The 17,093-nt window shown below is 44.0% G+C and carries 13 protein-coding genes; 9 read left to right on the top strand and 4 right to left on the bottom strand.

Annotated elements, in window-relative coordinates; genetic code table 11:
* Positions 1–60 precede the first annotated feature (60 nt).
* The 5 genes from BMY75_RS11800 (at position 61) to BMY75_RS11780 (ending at position 7,958) form a co-directional block, all read left to right on the top strand.
* Positions 61–1,017 carry an ABC transporter ATP-binding protein gene (locus BMY75_RS11800; RefSeq protein ID WP_074834074.1) on the top strand — a complete coding sequence of 319 codons (957 nt, stop codon included), beginning with the start codon at positions 61–63 and terminating at the stop codon, positions 1,015–1,017.
* A gap of 17 nt (positions 1,018–1,034) precedes the next feature.
* Positions 1,035–1,766 carry an ABC transporter permease gene (locus tag BMY75_RS11795; RefSeq protein ID WP_074834073.1) on the top strand — a complete coding sequence of 244 codons (732 nt, stop codon included), beginning with the start codon at positions 1,035–1,037 and terminating at the stop codon, positions 1,764–1,766.
* 16 nt (positions 1,767–1,782) lie between these two features.
* Positions 1,783–3,288, top strand: a complete 1,506-nt coding sequence (locus tag BMY75_RS11790) for a GldG family protein (RefSeq protein ID WP_074834072.1) — start codon at positions 1,783–1,785, stop codon at positions 3,286–3,288.
* Positions 3,285–4,682 carry a DUF4340 domain-containing protein gene (locus tag BMY75_RS11785; protein ID WP_074834071.1) on the top strand — a complete coding sequence of 466 codons (1,398 nt, stop codon included), beginning with the start codon at positions 3,285–3,287 and terminating at the stop codon, positions 4,680–4,682. The genes BMY75_RS11790 and BMY75_RS11785 overlap by 4 nt, the downstream gene beginning before the upstream one ends.
* Positions 4,683–5,174: 492 nt before the next feature.
* Positions 5,175–7,958 carry an endo-1,4-beta-xylanase gene (locus BMY75_RS11780; protein WP_074834070.1) on the top strand — a complete coding sequence of 928 codons (2,784 nt, stop codon included), beginning with the start codon at positions 5,175–5,177 and terminating at the stop codon, positions 7,956–7,958.
* A 141-nt stretch (positions 7,959–8,099) separates the two neighbouring features.
* On the opposite strand, the gene BMY75_RS11775 is transcribed toward BMY75_RS11780, so the two are convergent.
* Positions 8,100–9,521: a GGDEF domain-containing protein gene (locus tag BMY75_RS11775; protein ID WP_074834069.1), complete on the bottom strand. Its 1,422-nt coding sequence runs from the start codon at positions 9,519–9,521 to the stop codon at positions 8,100–8,102.
* A gap of 247 nt (positions 9,522–9,768) precedes the next feature.
* Between BMY75_RS11775 and BMY75_RS11770 the strand changes: the two genes are divergently transcribed.
* The 4 genes from BMY75_RS11770 (at position 9,769) to BMY75_RS11755 (ending at position 13,059) form a co-directional block, all read left to right on the top strand.
* A complete protein-coding gene (locus BMY75_RS11770; protein ID WP_074834068.1) occupies positions 9,769–10,428 on the top strand; it encodes a response regulator transcription factor in 660 nt (219 codons plus the stop codon).
* Between the two features lie 78 nt (positions 10,429–10,506).
* Entirely contained in the window at positions 10,507–11,421 is a 915-nt protein-coding gene (locus BMY75_RS11765) for an ABC transporter ATP-binding protein (protein ID WP_074834067.1), read from the top strand.
* Entirely contained in the window at positions 11,414–12,178 is a 765-nt protein-coding gene (locus tag BMY75_RS11760; RefSeq protein ID WP_074834066.1) for an ABC transporter permease subunit, read from the top strand. Before BMY75_RS11765 ends, BMY75_RS11760 begins: the two co-directional genes overlap by 8 nt.
* An 8-nt stretch (positions 12,179–12,186) precedes the next feature.
* Positions 12,187–13,059, top strand: a complete 873-nt coding sequence (locus tag BMY75_RS11755) for a sensor histidine kinase (RefSeq protein WP_074834065.1) — start codon at positions 12,187–12,189, stop codon at positions 13,057–13,059.
* A gap of 146 nt (positions 13,060–13,205) precedes the next feature.
* Here the strand turns inward: BMY75_RS11755 and BMY75_RS11750 are convergent, their stop codons facing one another.
* The 3 genes from BMY75_RS11750 to BMY75_RS11740 form a co-directional block, all read right to left on the bottom strand.
* A complete protein-coding gene (locus BMY75_RS11750) occupies positions 13,206–13,802 on the bottom strand; it encodes a haloacid dehalogenase-like hydrolase (RefSeq protein WP_081350534.1) in 597 nt (198 codons plus the stop codon).
* Between the two features lie 111 nt (positions 13,803–13,913).
* A complete protein-coding gene (locus BMY75_RS17700) occupies positions 13,914–14,042 on the bottom strand; it encodes a GAD-like domain-containing protein (RefSeq protein ID WP_242940230.1) in 129 nt (42 codons plus the stop codon).
* Between the two features lie 398 nt (positions 14,043–14,440).
* Complete coding sequence (locus BMY75_RS11740) at positions 14,441–16,402, bottom strand: carbohydrate binding domain-containing protein (RefSeq protein ID WP_074834064.1); 1,962 nt, start codon at positions 16,400–16,402, stop codon at positions 14,441–14,443.
* Positions 16,403–17,093: the final 691 nt, after the last annotated feature.

Genomic DNA, 17,093 nt, shown 5'->3' with positions numbered 1-17,093 from the left:
ACACATTGACAATTCGGTCTTTTTGACCTGCTATTTTTATGATATGAAAGGAGCCTTTTAATGGTTGAAGTTAAAAACCTGACTAAGCACTACGGTCACGTTACAGCTGTAAATGATCTGAGCTTTGAGATCAGGGATAATGAGATCCTGGGATTTCTCGGACCCAACGGTGCTGGTAAATCCACCACGATGAATATCATCGCAGGCTATCTGCCATCTTCTGAAGGTACCGTGACCGTCTGCGGACACAATATTAAAGAGGATGCAAGAGCCGCCAAGAAATGTATCGGCTATCTCCCCGAGATCCCTCCCCTTTACCCTGATATGCGCGTTGAGGAGTATCTTCGCTACTGTGCGGGCATCAAGGGTATCCGCAGAGGTGAGATCAAAAAGGAGATCGAGAAGGCTATGGAGCGTCTTCAGCTCACTGATATGCGCCGCCGTCTGATCGCTAACCTTTCTAAAGGTTATAAACAGCGTGTTGGTTTGGCTCAGGCTATAATCGGTGACCCTGATCTGCTGATACTCGATGAGCCCACTGTTGGTCTTGACCCGTCGCAGGTATCTGAGCTGCGTGATTTTATCCGTGAGCTTGGAAAAGATCATTCTGTTATACTGTCATCACATATCCTCGGAGAGATAAGTGCTGTCTGCAACCGCGTTGTTATCATCAACAAGGGCGAGCTTTGCGCGGTGGATACTATTGAAAATCTTGAACGCAAGGCAGCGGGCGATACTATACTTAATCTGACTATCGAGGGCGATCAGCTTGCTGCTTCCATGGTACTTGACGGTATCAACGGTATCAAAGAGATCAAGGAAGTATGCGAAATGGGCGGAGATACATTCTTCTTCAAGATCAGTCTTGAGAACGAAAAAGTCCGTCAGGATATCATGTCCGCAATGGTCGAAAACAGCATAATTGTAGTTGAGATGTCGATGGATAAACCTGATCTTGAAAAGGTATTCCTTGACCTCACACGCAAAAAGAATCGCCGTAACAAGTCCGACAAATAGTAAAAGGAGTGTGAAAAATGTTTTCTTTATATAAAAAGGAGATCCAGTCGTTCTTTTACTCGCCGTTTGCTTACGTGCTGTCGGCTTTGTTCATGCTGATCTTCGGATTCGCCTTTGTGGGCAGGATAGTAAATATGAAGACCAGTGTGTTCCAGTTCTCCTTCCCTGATATGTTCTATAACAATTTCTTCTATTTTATATTCATCATACCGCTGCTGACCATGCGTTCCTTTGCTGATGAGCGCCGAGGCGGTACGGAAGTTCAGCTGCTTACAAGCCCGCTGACGATCCCGCAGATAGTTCTTGCGAAGTTCTTTTCGATAGTAACAGTATTTATATTTATGCTGGTTCTTTCGCTGTTCTTCCCGATATATGTTTCTTTCCACGGAACTGTTATATGGCCATCGCTTATATGCGGCTATGTGAGCTTTTTCCTTTGGGGAACTGCCTGTATCGCTATCGGTATGCTGATCTCAGCTATGCAGAGCAGTTCCATCATCGCTGCGATAATCGGTGAGATAGTTATGGAAGGCTTCCTGACTTTGGATCTGATCGGTGCATCTAAGATGATCGAGAGCAATCCTCGTCTTAATTCTGTTGTTACATGGTTCTCCATGCAGCGCCGCTTTGTATTTATCGCACAGGGTATGTTCCGCCTTGAAGATCTTGTATTCTTCCTAAGCCTGACCGCTATGGTGCTTTTCTGGATCGTACTTTACATCGAAAAGCGCCGCCGCAGCCATAACTGATTGGAGGGAATGAGACATGGCACAGAATGAAACCAAAAAACCGAAAAAATCACATGGCTTTACTGCCGTTGCAATTGTTTTTGCTGCGATATCACTGGCGATCGTCGTATTTATCAATCTGATGGTATCACGCTTGAATATCATATGGGATCTGACTTCAACAGGTATTTACAAACTCACGGATTCCACCAAGGATTATCTGAATTCCGTAGACAAGAAAGTAAATTTCTACTTCCTGTTCGATATGGATGTGCTTTCAACCGATACCGACAGTATGCCGCTTTACAATGCTATGAAAGAGTATTCTAAATTCGACTGCATAAACTTCCAGGCTTTCGACCCCGATAGCGACCCCGACAAGACTAAAGAACTCCAGAATATGGGCTTTTCCGTTTCTCAGGGCGATATCGTTGTTGAATGCGAAGGCAGAAGCAAGCGCATACCCGGCAACACTATGTTCCAGACAAAAGTGGATGACAATCAGACTACAAGCACTTTGTATTTCACAGGTGAGAATCTCATCACAGGTGCGATAGATGCTGTTGTATCAGGCAGAGAAACAAAGATGTATTTTCTGACAGGTCACGGTGAGAAAGCTCTTAATACTGATTATACCACACTGAAAAAGAATCTTGCGGCACGAAATTATATTGCGGAGACTCTTGACCTGACCAGCAGTAACTCAGTTCCAGAGGATGCTGCTATCGTTATACTGGCTGCACCCAAGAACGATATCTCTGATTTTGAGCTGAAAGCTCTGAATGACTATCTTGACAAGGGCGGTAATATCTGCTTCTGGATGTCACCAAACGATGCTGAGTTAGATTATGTCAACATCGAGAAACTGCTTAAAGAATACAATATAGCTATGGACTATGACATTGTTGAAGAGACTGATCCCGAACTGGCTAACGTAAATTACCCTACAAGCTTTATTTGCGCTCCTGTTTATCCGGACGAGACAACCAATATTGATATTACAAGTGAACTCAAACAACTTGAACAACAAGGTGCTACTCCAATAATGACAGATACCAGAAGTTTTGTACAGATCTACGGAGAAGGCGATAACAGCACTCATGTTTTTGCTGGTGGGCTGCTTGATACTGTTGACAGGATAGGCGATGGTTCTTCAACTGCTATTGGTAAGCCTATGGGCGGTGCAAAGCCCCGTGAAACTCTTGGTAACAGTGTTCTGGAACTTGCAATGTATTCTACAGATACCCAGCGTGCGGATTCAAAGATCATGGTCATCGGTACAGCTGAATTTATGGACGATGAGAACATCAATCAGGCTTACTCAATTGTAGCTGTGAATCTTCAGCTCTCCGTATTCTCATGGATGTATGATTCCGAACTAGCACTTGATTTCGGTATAGGCAGCAAGGAGCGTACTTTCGATGAAATGAGCATCGAATCTGCTTCAAAGGCACAGGTAACAAACGTCATCTTCATTGCTGTACCTGTTGTAGTCGGTCTTATCGGCGGCGCAGTATGGCTCAAGCGGAGGTATACAGAATGAACCGTAGATCAATGATCGCCACAGGTGCAGCCCTTGTGCTCCTGCTTGGAGGTGCTTGCGGTGCGTACTACTATGTTGATCACAAGAAGGCATCGGAGGAAGCAGCTGAAAAGGCTGAGGCTGATTCGCTTAAACTGATGACCTTTGATCCCAATAACGTAAATGCGATAGATATCACCACCGCCGATGGCTATTTTAAGCTGAATCATGATGAGGACGGTGAATGGACTATCGAGGATACGGATTATCCTTATAAGTTCACACCGTACAGCTATCAGATGAACGTTATCGCATCTTCCATGAGCAAGCTTACAGCGGATCATAAGGCTGATGCGAAGAAAGAAGATCTTGGCAAGTACGGTCTGGATTCTCCCGTTACAGTTGTATGCCACACAGCTGAGAAGGATTATACAGCTTATATCGGCAGCAGCTCTGTAACTAATGAGTTCTGTTATGTAATGCTGCCGGATGATGATACAGTTTACTGCATCGACTATAATACGGGTCTTGAACTGCGGGGCGATATCGCCAAGATCTGTGACCCGTATATAATTGAATGTACCGATAATGAGATAATGCATTTCGCACTGGTTCATAACGGCGAAGTGGCTTATGATCTCTCACGAAATGAAGAAAATACAGCGGTGTGGGCGTTCAATGGTCCTGTGACCGATGTTGTAATAGACTCTATCACTGTAAATACCATACTTACCAACATGGTGAGAATAGAGTCTAATTTTGTATGCTTTACAAAGGACGAAGCCGAACTTGCAAAGTACGGGCTTGACAAGCCTGCTTACACTTTCACGCTGGAGACTGCTGATAAAACCTTCAATCTTGTATTTCCTGAGATAAGCGAGGACGATGAACAGGTATGGTGCTATGACACAGATACCTACGAGGTTTGCTCTATATCCAGCAGCAATGCTGCTTTCCTTTCTGGCAAGTGGCAGGATCTCACCACAAAGCAGGCGATGAGTGTTTCCTTCTATAATGCGGAAACTCTGGAGATCAATGTTGACGGTGAGACCCACAAGCTGGCTATCGATCACGAAAATTCGGGATATACATTCGATGATATCGATGTGACATCCAAGGAAAGTGAAGATGCTACAAAGGATTTTGAATATCTGTATGCCTCAGTTTCCGAGATAAAGCACGGTGATTTCCGCGATGATATCCCCGAAAAGATGGGCGAACCCACCTGCACATTCACCTATACCCTTACCGATGGCACCAAGCGCAAGCTTGAACTCGTGCCAATAGACGACAGTAACTACTGGGCGTATACAGACGGCAGGTGTATCGGTATGACAGTTGAAAGAAGTGCCATTGACGGCACCAACGGCTGTCTGAGTTTTATCGAAAAGCTCAATGCCGATCTTGGCATTTAAAAGAAGTAGACGAATGATCGTTACTGACATATGATCAACTGATTATCCCTCTGCAAATGCAGAGGGATAATTTTTCGATAGAAATCATCATATCAAAATAGAGGATATGTTAAATGATTTTTTAGAACCAATATATGGACAAAACGGCAAGAATAAAATCATCGTGAAATTGTACAATGATATAGTGAAATAACATAATAGAAAAGAACAACATTTGATTAATTAGGCGTCGGAATATGTTACAAATATTTTAAAAATACAGTGCGAAATATAGTAAAACTGCAATATAGCAATTTTTGAATATTGGAAGCTGATAAATAGCAAAAAACGATTTGAAATTATCCACTAAAAAATATAAAATATTAACAAAAGATAATATATAGGGTCCGAAGCCGAAAAACGGGGCTTTCGACGTGGTAAAACCGGGCTCTGCATAAATCTTTTGATTTGATCTTTTAACCTACATTGTTTGGAAAGAGAGGATTTTTGCTTATGAAGAATTATGTTACAAAGCGTGCGGTAAGTGCTCTTATCGCAGGTATGATGCTAACAGCTCCTATGACACCTATGATCAGCCAGTCTGTTATAAGTGTATCAGCTGCTAAGATGCTGACAACAAGCCCTTCGCACACACAGGAAGTCGGCTGGTATAACGACTACCACCACGAGATCTGGCAGGCAGATACCCCTAACTCATCTACCATGACACTGCACGACAATGACGGCGGTTTCAGCACATCCTGGAAGTGCGGTCCTAACGGCTCAAGAGGTAACTTCCTTGCTCGCCGTGGTCTGTACTGGGGTCTGAATAACCCTAAGACCTACAAAGATTACGGTGATTTCTACTGTGATTACGACTGCAGCTGGTACGCAGGTAGTTCTGGTAACTCCAGAATCTGTATCTACGGCTGGGCTCAGAATCCTCTGGTAGAGTACTATATCATTGAAGACTGGAAGAACTGGTCTCCCGCACAGGATGCTTCTGCGCAGTACAAGGGTTCCGTAACTATCGACGGAAGTGAATACAAGATCTATACAAGTGCTAGAAATTCTTACACCATCGAGGGTAACAAGAATTTCACACAGTATATCAGCATCCGTCAGAACACAAGAACCAAGGGCACAATAAGCGTTTCCGAGCACTTCAAGGCATGGGAATCCAAGGGTCTGAAGATGGGCAATCTGTACGAAGTTGCTTTCAACGTCGAAGGTTGGGAGTCCGACGGTCAGGCTGATGTTACCCTGAAGATGTACGAGGGTAAGGGCAATGGCGGCAACAACGGTGGCAACAATGGTGGCAATAACGGCGGAAACAATGGCGGCAATACTGCTCCCAATCCCGATTCTAACGGCGATTATTTCACCAGCACATTCGAGTCCGGTGCAGGCAGCTGGGAAGGCAGAGGCTCAGCTTCCGTTTCTGTTGACAGCAAGAACTACTATGCAGGCAGCAAGTCCCTGTTCGTAAGCGGCAGAACAAACAACTGGAACGGTGCATCCATACCCCTTAGCACTTCCACATTTGTTCCCGGCAACTCTTACAGCTTCAGCACAGGCGTTCTGCAGAAGAGCGGTTCTTCTACTTCTATGAAGCTGACTCTCCAGTACAAGGATTCTTCCGGTACTACACAGTATGACGAAGTAAATTCCGCAACAGCAAGCAGCGGCGTATGGACTAAGCTTGAGAATAAGTCTTACACCATTCCTTCCGGCGCTTCTGATCTGATCCTTTATGTAGAAGCTCCCGACAGCCTGACTGATTTCTATATCGACAACGTACAGGCTTCCAAGGCTGGCAAGGCTTCTTCTGTAACAACAGGCAAGGGCACAGTTGATTCTTCTTCCTCCGGCGGCAACAACGGCGGTTCTTCTAACATCGATACTACTAATGCTGGTCTGAAGGACGTATTCTCTACCGAATTCAAGGTAGGTACTGCTGTAAGCTCTTATGAAGTTAGCTCACACCCTGACTTTATCAGAAAGCACTTCAACAGCATCACTCCCGAGAACGAACTGAAGCCCGATAACATTCTTGACCAGAATGCAAGTAAGTCCTACGGCAACAACGTAAATCCTCAGGTAAAACTGCCCAGCAACTTAAAGACTATCCTTGACTTTGCGGTTAAGAATGATATACCTGTAAGAGGTCATACACTCATCTGGCACAGCCAGACTCCTGACTGGTTCTTCAGACAGAACTTCGACAGCAACGGTTCAGTTGTTTCTCAGTCGGTAATGGATCAGCGTATGGAAAACTTCATCAAGAATACATTCGCAATGATCAAGCAGAATTATCCTACTCTGAAGCTTTATGCATATGACGTTGTTAACGAGGCATTTGAAGTAAGCAACGGCAACCTCAGACAGGCAGGTATGAACGGCGCTTATGGTCAGTCTCCTTATATGGCTATTTACGGCAACGACAGCTATATGCAGAAGGCATTCGCTTATGCAAGAAAGTATGCTCCTTCTGACTGCAAGCTGTTCTACAACGACTTCAACGAGTATGACGATGGCAAGGTAACTTCCATCTACAACTTCTGCAAGAAGGTTCACGAAGCAGGTAACCTGGACGGTATCGGTATGCAGTCTCACCTGGGTACAAACTATCCTGATGCTTCAAGATATAAGAACGCACTTGATCTGTTCTCTTCTATCCCCGGCATCGAGATCCACGTAACTGAGCTGGACGTTATGCAGAAGGGCGCAAGCGACTCCGCATTTGCTAGCTACTACAAGGGCATCGTTCAGAATATCGTTAACTGCGACGCTGTAACTTCACTGACATGGTGGGGCACCAACGACGGCATGAGCTGGAGAAAATCCGATACTCCTCTGCTGTTCGATTCAAGCTACAAGCCTAAGCAGGCTTACACCTCTGTTATAAGCATTATTCCTACCGATCTGTGGGGCAAGACCAACGGTAATAACGGCGGCAACAATGGTGGCAACAACGGTGGTAATAATGGCGGCAACAACGGCGGAAACAACACCGGCGACACCTATCCTACAAACATCAAGGTAAATTACAGCACTCAGTATCACCAGGTACAGTTCACTTGGGATAAGGTACAGGGCGCTGACAAGTACGGCATCGCTGTATACCTGGCTGGTAAGTGGAGAGTTCAGACTTCCAACATTACTACCAACAGCTATGTAACTCCTAAGAACCTGACTCCTGGCATGAGCTACAAGGTAGCTATCGCTGCAAGAGTGAATGGCAACTGGGATACCGCTAATGCTATCAATAACGCTGTAAATGTAACTGTTAGATAATTTCAGTTTTACAAGTACATCAATAGCATAAACAGATACGGGACGACCGCTTTGGCCGTCCCGTATTTTTTGTTATTATGAAACTATGCCGATAAAAAGACCTCCCGCAAGACAACGCAGGAGGTCTTTGCATTGTTATTATCAGAGATTTTTGCGCCAGTTTTTCTCGGGGTGCAGGCGGTAGAATTCTTCCTTGTGCTGATACATACTCTGGTCGGCTGCCTGCATTGCGGTGAAAATGTCGTAGTCGCCGTCGTACCATTTTGCACCTGTTGCAAAGCTGACGTTCGGGGTGTTTTCGGCAAGGGCATGGAGCCTTGCAACGCTTTCTTCCAGCTTTTCGGAAGTGATATCGGGGCAAAGTACCACGAACTCATCACCGCCGGAACGGTATATCTCATACTCATCGAAAGCTATTTTCAGTAAAGCTGCGGCATTCTGTAGAAGCTTGTCTCCCGCTGCATGACCGCTGCCGTCGTTGACTGCTTTCAAACCGTTAAGGTCGGCAAATACCACGCCGATACATTCAGGCTTGGCAGACTTGTCGTTGGTCAGCTGTTCAACACGTTCGTTCATTGCATTGCGGTTCAGCAGCTGTGTGAGGCTGTCAGTCCTGCTCATTACTTCCAGCCTTGAAACAAGGTGGTGGTGAGCAATTCTTGCGCCCAGCATGAAAGTGGTGAGTTCAAGAGTTTCCTTGATCTCCATTGTCTTTTCGGTATCGAAATTGATCGCCCAGATAAATCCCACAAGGTCGTGGTCGTAGCGTATGGCTGTCAGTATCAGTTTGTTAACATTAAAACTCTTCAGAGACCTGTACCATACGGGGTCGCGCTCTTCAATCAGGCTCAGGTCATCCAGCAGCAGGCAGTCAGTGCCGTCAAGGTCTTTTTCCCAGGCGAGAGCTGTTTCATAGGGGGTGCGTCCCATTCCGGATGTCATGCTTTCAAGCATCTCGGGCTGTTCGCCGTTTTCGTTATAAAGTTTACACTCCTTTTTAAGGGCATCAATGGTGTATAGTGCACAGGATTTGGCACGGCATATTTTTTTGAGTTCGCTCATGCACTCTTTCATAGCCATATCAAAGCTACGCATTTTATTGAGCTTGACACTGAGCTCCATTATTGCAGATGCAACTTCCCCCGAACGCTGGGTCATATATTCTGTTTCAACTTCTTTGGAGCGGGTCGTTATATAAAGGCAGTATGCAGTTCTTGGGGATGTATTTGGCTCGCCTTTTTCGTTCAGTAGATTGCCCTCTTCATCAATGGGCAGGTAGAAACCCTTTATCCACATACCGAAAGCATTGACGTATGAATACAACGGCTCGTTATTGATGGCGCTGTTATATATAAAATTTTCGAGATTTACCTCGGTGAAATATCTGCGAAGGGGTACTCCGGGATAGAATTCGGGTGCATCGGGGAGCATATTGAACATCATCGTGTTTATATCATTTATCGCCATTATGCGGATCTCGCTCTTGCTGCCGTCGGGCAGTATATCGAAAGCGTAAACTCCCGCTATGATCTTGAATTTATTGACCAATGCCTGAAGATCCATAAAAGCCTCCTTGATGGTATGTATGATATGATGTGTTTTAGAGTAACATCGATTAACAAAATTATACTATATTTTTCACAAAAAATCAATAGTAAATATAAATAAATATAGATATCTCTTTAGCACACCACTTCATACGCCGGTATAATAGTGATTTTTTATTTGAGATATATTCTCAACCCCCGCCTGCGGCGCCATTGCATTAAATTCTGTTTTGTGATATAATAGTAAAAAATGAGGTGAGATCATGGCAAAAATACTTATAACAGACGATGATGCAAACATCAGCGATATGATATCCGAAGCCCTTATGAACGAGGGACATACCGTTATAAAGGCGTATTCGGGGACTGAGGCGCTGATGGTGCTTTCACACAGCAAGCCCGACCTTGTGCTGCTTGATCTTATGCTTCCGGGGCTTACGGGTGAGGAGATACTGCCTAAGATAAAGGATATACCTGTTATAATCGTCAGCGCAAAAGCCGATATCAGCGATAAAGTAGGTCTGCTGATGGGCGGGGCTGCAGACTATGTCACAAAGCCATTCAATATAAGCGAGCTTCTTGCAAGGGTGGCTGTTCAGCTAAGGCAGAAAGACCGCAGCACTTCTGATTACATTACCTGCGGCGAACTATCATTATTCTGTGACAGGCTTTCTGTAACAGTGGATGATACAGAGATCCAGCTTACCCGCACCGAATGTGCTATACTTAAACTGCTGATGCAGAATCCCGATATGCCCGTGGGCAAGACCACGATACTCGATAAGATAAGCTATGATACCCCCGACTGCACCGAGCGTTCGCTGAAACAGCATATCAGCAATATCCGCCATAAGCTTTCAGCGGTAAACGGCAGGGATCATATCGAAGCGGTGTACGGCATAGGGTTCAGATTCAAATCTTGACGAAATCTTGACAATTTCTTTGCCGCTGTCTTGACCATTATGTGTTATTATGTTTTCAGAAAGGAAAGGTGATACATCATGAAATATGTTCTGAAAACAAAAGATATCTGCAAGAACTATAAAGATTTCAAAGCACTGAACGGTCTCACGATGAATGTGCCTCAGGGTTCGATATACGGATTTGTTGGTAAGAACGGCGCGGGCAAGACCACTCTTATCCGACTGGTATGCGGTATGCAGCTGCCCACAAGCGGTGAGCTGGAACTTTACGGGGCTAATCTCACTGATAAGGATATCTCCAAGTCCCGCAGAAGAATCGGTGCGGTGGTTGAAACTCCGTCCATATACCTTGATATGACTGCGGTGGATAATCTGAAACAGCAATACCGCATTTTAGGTCTGCCAAGCTTTGAGGGCATCGATGAGATACTTAAGCTTGTGGGTCTTGAAGATACGGGCAGGAAAAAAGCAAAGCATTTCTCGCTGGGTATGCGTCAGCGTCTGGGCATAGCTGTGGCGCTTTGCGGAGATCCCGATATGCTGGTGCTTGACGAACCTATCAACGGTCTTGACCCTCAGGGCATAATCGAGATAAGAGAACTGATATTGAAGCTCAACCGCGAAAGAAAGATCACGGTGCTGATATCCTCACACATACTTGATGAGCTTGCAAGGCTGGCGACACATTACGGCTTTATCGATAACGGCAGGATAGTCCGCGAGATGAGCGCCGAAGAGCTTGAAGCCGCTTGCCGCAAGTGTATGCGCATAACCGTTACTAATACGTCTGTTCTGGCGAAGGTTCTTGACGATATGGGGCTTGAGTATACCATAATCGACGATAGCCATGCGGATATCTACGCTAAGCCGAACATCACTCAGCTTTCGATGGCGCTTGCAAATGAAAACTGCGAAGTTCTCACTGTGGAAGAGCACGACGAAAGTCTGGAGAGCTTTTATATATCACTTGTGGGAGGTGCAGGCAATGACTAAACTGCTTAATGCTCAGTTTCACGAGCTGTTCAAATCAAAATACTTTTATCTTACCTCTATAATATGCGTTATTTTCGGAGCAGGTCTGACAACGGGTATGTATCTTTTCCCGCAGTATAACCAGCCCGAAAATTCAAGATTGATACTTACAAAGGAAAATATACTCGGCGTAGTGCCTTCCTTTGCGACTCTGCTGTTGCCCTTTGCGGCGGCTGCAACAGTTGCGGTGCTGCTGGATTCACAGTACAATCACGGCACTATCAGGAACATGATCTGCTGCGGACATACCCGTACTGCTATATTCTTTTCAAACCTTATAACCATGAGCGCTGCAGCGGCGATATATTTTGTATTGTATCAGGTCGCAGCGATATTCATGGCAGTGTGCGTTTTCGATTTTGAGGGATATGATCTTAAAGCGACAGTGATATCCCTTTCGGCGATGCTGTTGATGCTGATATTTGAAAGCACAGTGATCTCGCTCCTGCTGGGAAATCTTCTGAGGGGCGGAAAGCTCACGATAGTGATACTTGTGGTACAGTACATTTTGAATATATCGGTGGTTTTCGGAATGTACAAATATGACAGCATTATCGCTGATATTGCGGCAAAAATATTCCCCCAGAGCTGTGTGTTCTATTTTTCCTGCTTTGCGGTGCCCGAGGGCATATGGAAGAACTTTGCGGTATCGACAGGACTGATAGCTGTAATGAGTCTGATAGGACTTCATCAATTTAAAAAATGTGATATAAAGTAGGTGTGCAAATGGTCTGGTGTCTTGCGGCGGCGATAGTAGTTATAATATTGCTTTCGGTGAAAATATATCTTCTGAAAAAATCGGCAAGGGAGATCGTGGACGGATTTTCCGACAAGCTGCAGAAGGACACCAACACGGTGATAGATATCACAAGCCGTGACAAGGATATGCTTTTTCTGGCTGACAGCATAAACAAACAGCTGAAGATACTGCGGAAAGAGCATTTGCTGTACCACCAGGGCAACACTGAACTAAAAACAGCGATAACCAATATATCCCACGATATACGCACACCGCTTACAGCTATATACGGCTATCTCGATATGCTGCAGCAGACCGATGATCCCGAAAAGCAGGCAAAGTATATCACAATAATGAAAGAACGTGCCGAGCTAATGAAGCAGCTTACAGAGGAGCTTTTCCGATATTCGGTAATAGTATCGGATGAGAACGAGATGCGGACCGAGTCTGTAAATGTGGGACAGGTACTGGAGGACAGCATCATGGGATACTTTGCTGCCCTCAACGAAAAGGGGATAGTCCCCGAGGTAGACCTGACCGAACACACTGTCATACGTGAACTTAACAAAGAGTATCTTGCAAGGATATTTTCAAATCTGCTGAACAATGCACTGAAATACTCTGACGGTGATCTGCATATTGTGCTTTCGGGAGATGGTGTCATCACGTTTTCAAACACGGCAAAGGATCTGTCATCGGTGGATGTTGAACAGCTGTTTGACAGATTTTACACGGTGGAAGCGGCACACCATTCAACGGGATTGGGACTGTCCATCGCACGAACGCTTGTGGAGCGCATGGGCGGAACTATAACAGCGGAATACATAAACAACAAGCTTATCATCAGGATAGTACTGTGAGTATTCAGAAAGGTCTGCTGAGAGCGTGAAACAGAAAAATAATCCATGCTGAAAATTTAGCTGGCCTTGGAAAAAGACAACAAACGGATAATATAAAGACAAAAATACAGGCAGTACCATTGACGGGTACTGCCTGTTTCGGTCTGTCAGAGTTTTGCTTTGCCCTGTTCGGTCATCTTTTTCAGTCTGCCTTTTTCGACTATGTACACATTGTTTGCCAGCTTCATCAGCGGCTTATCGTTGAACGAATCTGTGTAGAAGCTGTCAATCGGGGTATCGCCATAGACCTCTTTATAGCGCTTTGCCTTGTTTTCACCGAAGTTGAAATATACCATTTCGCGCTTGTCGGGATCGATAACACTGCTGATGATATTCTCTGTGCCGAGTTTATCCTTGATTGCATTTATCAGCATATCAGGACCTGCGGTAATTATAACATCGTCTTTGCCCACGCGTTTTATTATGTTATGATCCAGCCTGTGGATATTTTCAGCCCAGAATCTTTCGACTATCTCGGCGGCTTCGTACTTGTCCTTTACTGCTATTTTTAGGAAATCGTTGATCTCCTGTTCAGCCTTTTCTCTGTCCACAATACACATTTTGTACTTGGCAAGGTTTATCAGTATCGATGGCATGTAAAGCAGTATCCTTTTGTTTCTGCGGATCAGATAAAAGGCAAGGTCTATCGAGCTTTCGCCGTGGTATAGAGTGTTATCGAAATCAAATACTTTTATATTGTCCACAACCTTTCGGAGTAAGTAAATTATTTAAGATGTATTTTTTCTTCTAATTGATTCATTTTTTCACCGCAGAATTATAACGATCAGTTTATATTTCGCAGACCATTTCTGTTATCAAAGCGATATAAATGTACAATAGCCGTGTTCCTGCCTGATATCAAGATATTCATCGGGCAGCTTGCCGCTATATTTCTCTAAGGTCTCTTTGTCTACATCTTTTATTTTTATAAAATCGTTTATCATGATATGTTCTTCGCTCCTTGAAGCTCGATATTTAAATCATCTACGAGCAAGTATAAATTATATTTCGCCGATAATATCTATCATAAGAACGAAACGCTCACGAATCTTGATCTTTATTCTTAAATAAAAAACTTCTGTGTATTTAGAGATCCTCGAATCAAATATCGTACATGGAATATTATAGCACAAAATTACCGGCAAGTAAAGCTTTTTGATGAAAGATTCGGGTAGGGATAGTAGGATGAATTGTATAGTCGATAGTTTACAGGATGTAGCTGCAGCAACCTTTTCATGGAAAAAACATGGTCAAAGCTCACTTACCGTGAATTTTACGAGGTTTTACGCTTTTCCACACAAAAAAGCTCCGACCCGAAAGTCGGAGCTTTTTAAAATCAATATTACTTGATGAGACCAATGCCCCAGATGGTGAACTGTCCGCTTCCGCTGATGGAAACGTCAAGATCGCCGCTTGTGTTCTGATAATAGCCAAGTTCTGCGTCAGGACCGCCCCATGTGTATAGCTTGTTGCCGCTGATCTTAGTTGTCTTGCCGTTAACAGTAACATCTATGCTGCCCATACCCGAGCTGTTAGCCTTGAATACGATTATCAGACCCTTGCCCTGTGTCTTGAACTTCATAGGATTCCAGCCGTTGAGGTTGTACGAATAGGTCAGACCTGAGCTGCCGTAACCTGAGCCCGAAGTCCATGAACCTGCACTGAAATTGTTCAGATTCTTGGGATCAACATTGACACAGCTTGAATACTCTGCACCGTATACGTAGCTGGTAGGCGGTGTGTAGCTTGAAGAGCTGTTCTTAGTCTTCAGTGCCTGACGTACATAGTAAGCCATGCAGTCAGCCACAAGCTGTCCACCCTTCTGGTGAGGATGATACTCGTCGGTATAATAATCGCCTGTGTTGAGGAATCCGCTGTTGAATGCCTTTGTAAGAGCATCGTCCATGCTGATAACAGGGATATCGAAGTTCTTGCCGATAGGATACATCTGACTCTGGCTGGAGAATCCGCCCTTTGCACGAGTGATGATGATACCTACTGCGGGTGCATTAGGCATATCCAGGAACTTCTTTATGCAGCTCTCGAAGCACTTCTTATACAAAATGTCCTCGTGGTCGTTAACAGAGAATTCCATGAAGATGATATCAGGCTTCTTAGCAACAATCTGTGCTTCACTTCTAACAAGTCCCACAACAGAGGATGTACCGGAAAGACCTGCATTTATCTCGGTGAAACCTCCCTTAGCAAAAGTATTCTTCAGATAATTGGAAAAAGGTGTGGTATAGTTCTTGCCCTCAGTGATAGAACCGCCCAGATAAGCAACCGTCAGATGCTGACCCTGCTCAGCAGCCGCAAGCTTCTGAGTAAGTCTGTAAGTGTTGCCCATGTGCTTTATAGAGTTCTGGTAGAAGTTGATGTACTGCGATGAAGCAGTTTCCTGATAATTGTCCCACTTTGAATGATCTATCGTTGTTCCACTTCCTGTTCCTGTGCCGCTACCCGAACCCGGAACTTTACCCGTTCCGCCTGTCTTAACCGAAGACTTGCTGCCCTCAGGCGCAATAACAACATCGTCTATGTAGAAATCCATCAGATCGCCAGTGGACTGAACTGTCTCAACATAAAGGGTCATATCACCAGCATTATCGGGGATAGTGAAGCTTGTGTTCTCAAGCTTAGTCCACTCACCACTCTTGCAAGTAGCCGAAGCTATATGAGAGTATACAGCGGTTGTGCCATTGCTGCCACCCTGCTGGAGAGATATCTGAATCTCAGCCGAGCCGCCGGAAGTCTGGAGAGCTGCACAGCTTATGCTGTAAGTCTGACCTGCTTTGAAATCGGAACCGAGATTTACAGCTGCGCCGTTCCACTCGGCAGTTCTGTCTGAAACATACATTGCCTTGCCTGAAGTACCGTAATATGCGTTATCGGTTGCTGTAACAGTTGCAGGACCTCTGCCTGTCCATGAGCCTACACCAGAATTGAAATCATAATTCAGAAGCGCATTCTGGGGCGGGATATTAATGGAAGGTTCCTCAGGAAGTTGTGAAATAAGACCTGTGAGGTACTTCTGTATAGAATCAACATCGTCCATAGTAATACCGCTACCTACGTTGAATGCATCAGCATTAGCAAGTCCCTGCTTGGAAATATAGGTCTTGCTGGGATTCTTGACATACTGAGCAACTAAAATAGCATCATGTATATCAACAACGCCATCGGTGTTAGCATCACCGTACAGCGTATTATTACCGGCAGCACTAACACTGAACGGTAAAGAAGCACCGATCATACTCAATGCAACAGTTGCGCTGAGTACCCTCTTCATTTTTGAAAATTTCACTCTTATCACTCCTTATATAATTGTAGTCCTGTAATGATTATATAAAAATAATAAACAGAACAACCCTTCCGAACAGATATTCGAAAATAGAGACATTAAAAATTTACTCTTCCAACATTTGTCATATTTCATAATATATGACATGATTATCTAGTCTCTTATAGTAAGAATACAATACATTTAAGTAAAAGTAAATAACAAATTCCAGACATCACAATTTATGGTTATTATATCGCAATATTTGGTTAGTTGATTTGCGATATGATTATATTTTTGTTAAATCAAAAATATTCATATATTACATTAAATCAATTAACACATTGCAATTATCTAATTTATATAAATATATTAAGATACACAAAAATACTCCGCAAACAGAAATTAGCGGAGTAAATATTAATACCTGTTATACGTGAATTATATCCTGAAGTTTCCAAAATTTAACTCAAACGCTGAAATAGCTTGAGATGCTGCTCTTAAATCCACTTATCCAATAATATTTTTATAACTGAATATGTTTTTTTCTTCCCCTACAATGTCCAGACATAGAAAACAAGCAAAACCAAAAAACTCTGAAACAACGCATGTGCGTTATCTCGAGTCTATCCTAAAATTTGTGTAAACCTCTGAAGTAGTGTATAATAGAAGAGACACTACTTTGGAGGTTTTAATTATGAGCAGAAGACGAAGA

The sequence above is a fragment of the Hominimerdicola alba genome, assembly GCF_900109655.1.
Classification (GTDB): Bacteria; Bacillota; Clostridia; order Oscillospirales; family Ruminococcaceae; genus Hominimerdicola; species Hominimerdicola alba_B.
Note: the sequence above shows the minus strand (reverse complement) of the source record. Positions and strands in the feature narration are given on the sequence as shown.

Excerpts from the sequence above, each read along its gene's own strand:
- BMY75_RS11800 (WP_074834074.1), top strand. The coding sequence starts at position 61 with ATGGTTGAAGTTAAAAACCTGACTAAGCACTACGGTCACGTTACAGCT.
- BMY75_RS11795 (WP_074834073.1), top strand. The coding sequence starts at position 1,035 with ATGTTTTCTTTATATAAAAAGGAGATCCAGTCGTTCTTTTACTCGCCG.
- BMY75_RS11790 (WP_074834072.1), top strand. The coding sequence starts at position 1,783 with ATGGCACAGAATGAAACCAAAAAACCGAAAAAATCACATGGCTTTACT.
- BMY75_RS11785 (WP_074834071.1), top strand. The coding sequence starts at position 3,285 with ATGAACCGTAGATCAATGATCGCCACAGGTGCAGCCCTTGTGCTCCTG.
- BMY75_RS11780 (WP_074834070.1), top strand. The coding sequence starts at position 5,175 with ATGAAGAATTATGTTACAAAGCGTGCGGTAAGTGCTCTTATCGCAGGT.
- BMY75_RS11775 (WP_074834069.1), bottom strand. The coding sequence starts at position 9,521 with ATGGATCTTCAGGCATTGGTCAATAAATTCAAGATCATAGCGGGAGTT.
- BMY75_RS11770 (WP_074834068.1), top strand. The coding sequence starts at position 9,769 with ATGGCAAAAATACTTATAACAGACGATGATGCAAACATCAGCGATATG.
- BMY75_RS11765 (WP_074834067.1), top strand. The coding sequence starts at position 10,507 with ATGAAATATGTTCTGAAAACAAAAGATATCTGCAAGAACTATAAAGAT.
- BMY75_RS11760 (WP_074834066.1), top strand. The coding sequence starts at position 11,414 with ATGACTAAACTGCTTAATGCTCAGTTTCACGAGCTGTTCAAATCAAAA.
- BMY75_RS11755 (WP_074834065.1), top strand. The coding sequence starts at position 12,187 with ATGGTCTGGTGTCTTGCGGCGGCGATAGTAGTTATAATATTGCTTTCG.
- BMY75_RS17700 (WP_242940230.1), bottom strand. The coding sequence starts at position 14,042 with ATGATAAACGATTTTATAAAAATAAAAGATGTAGACAAAGAGACCTTA.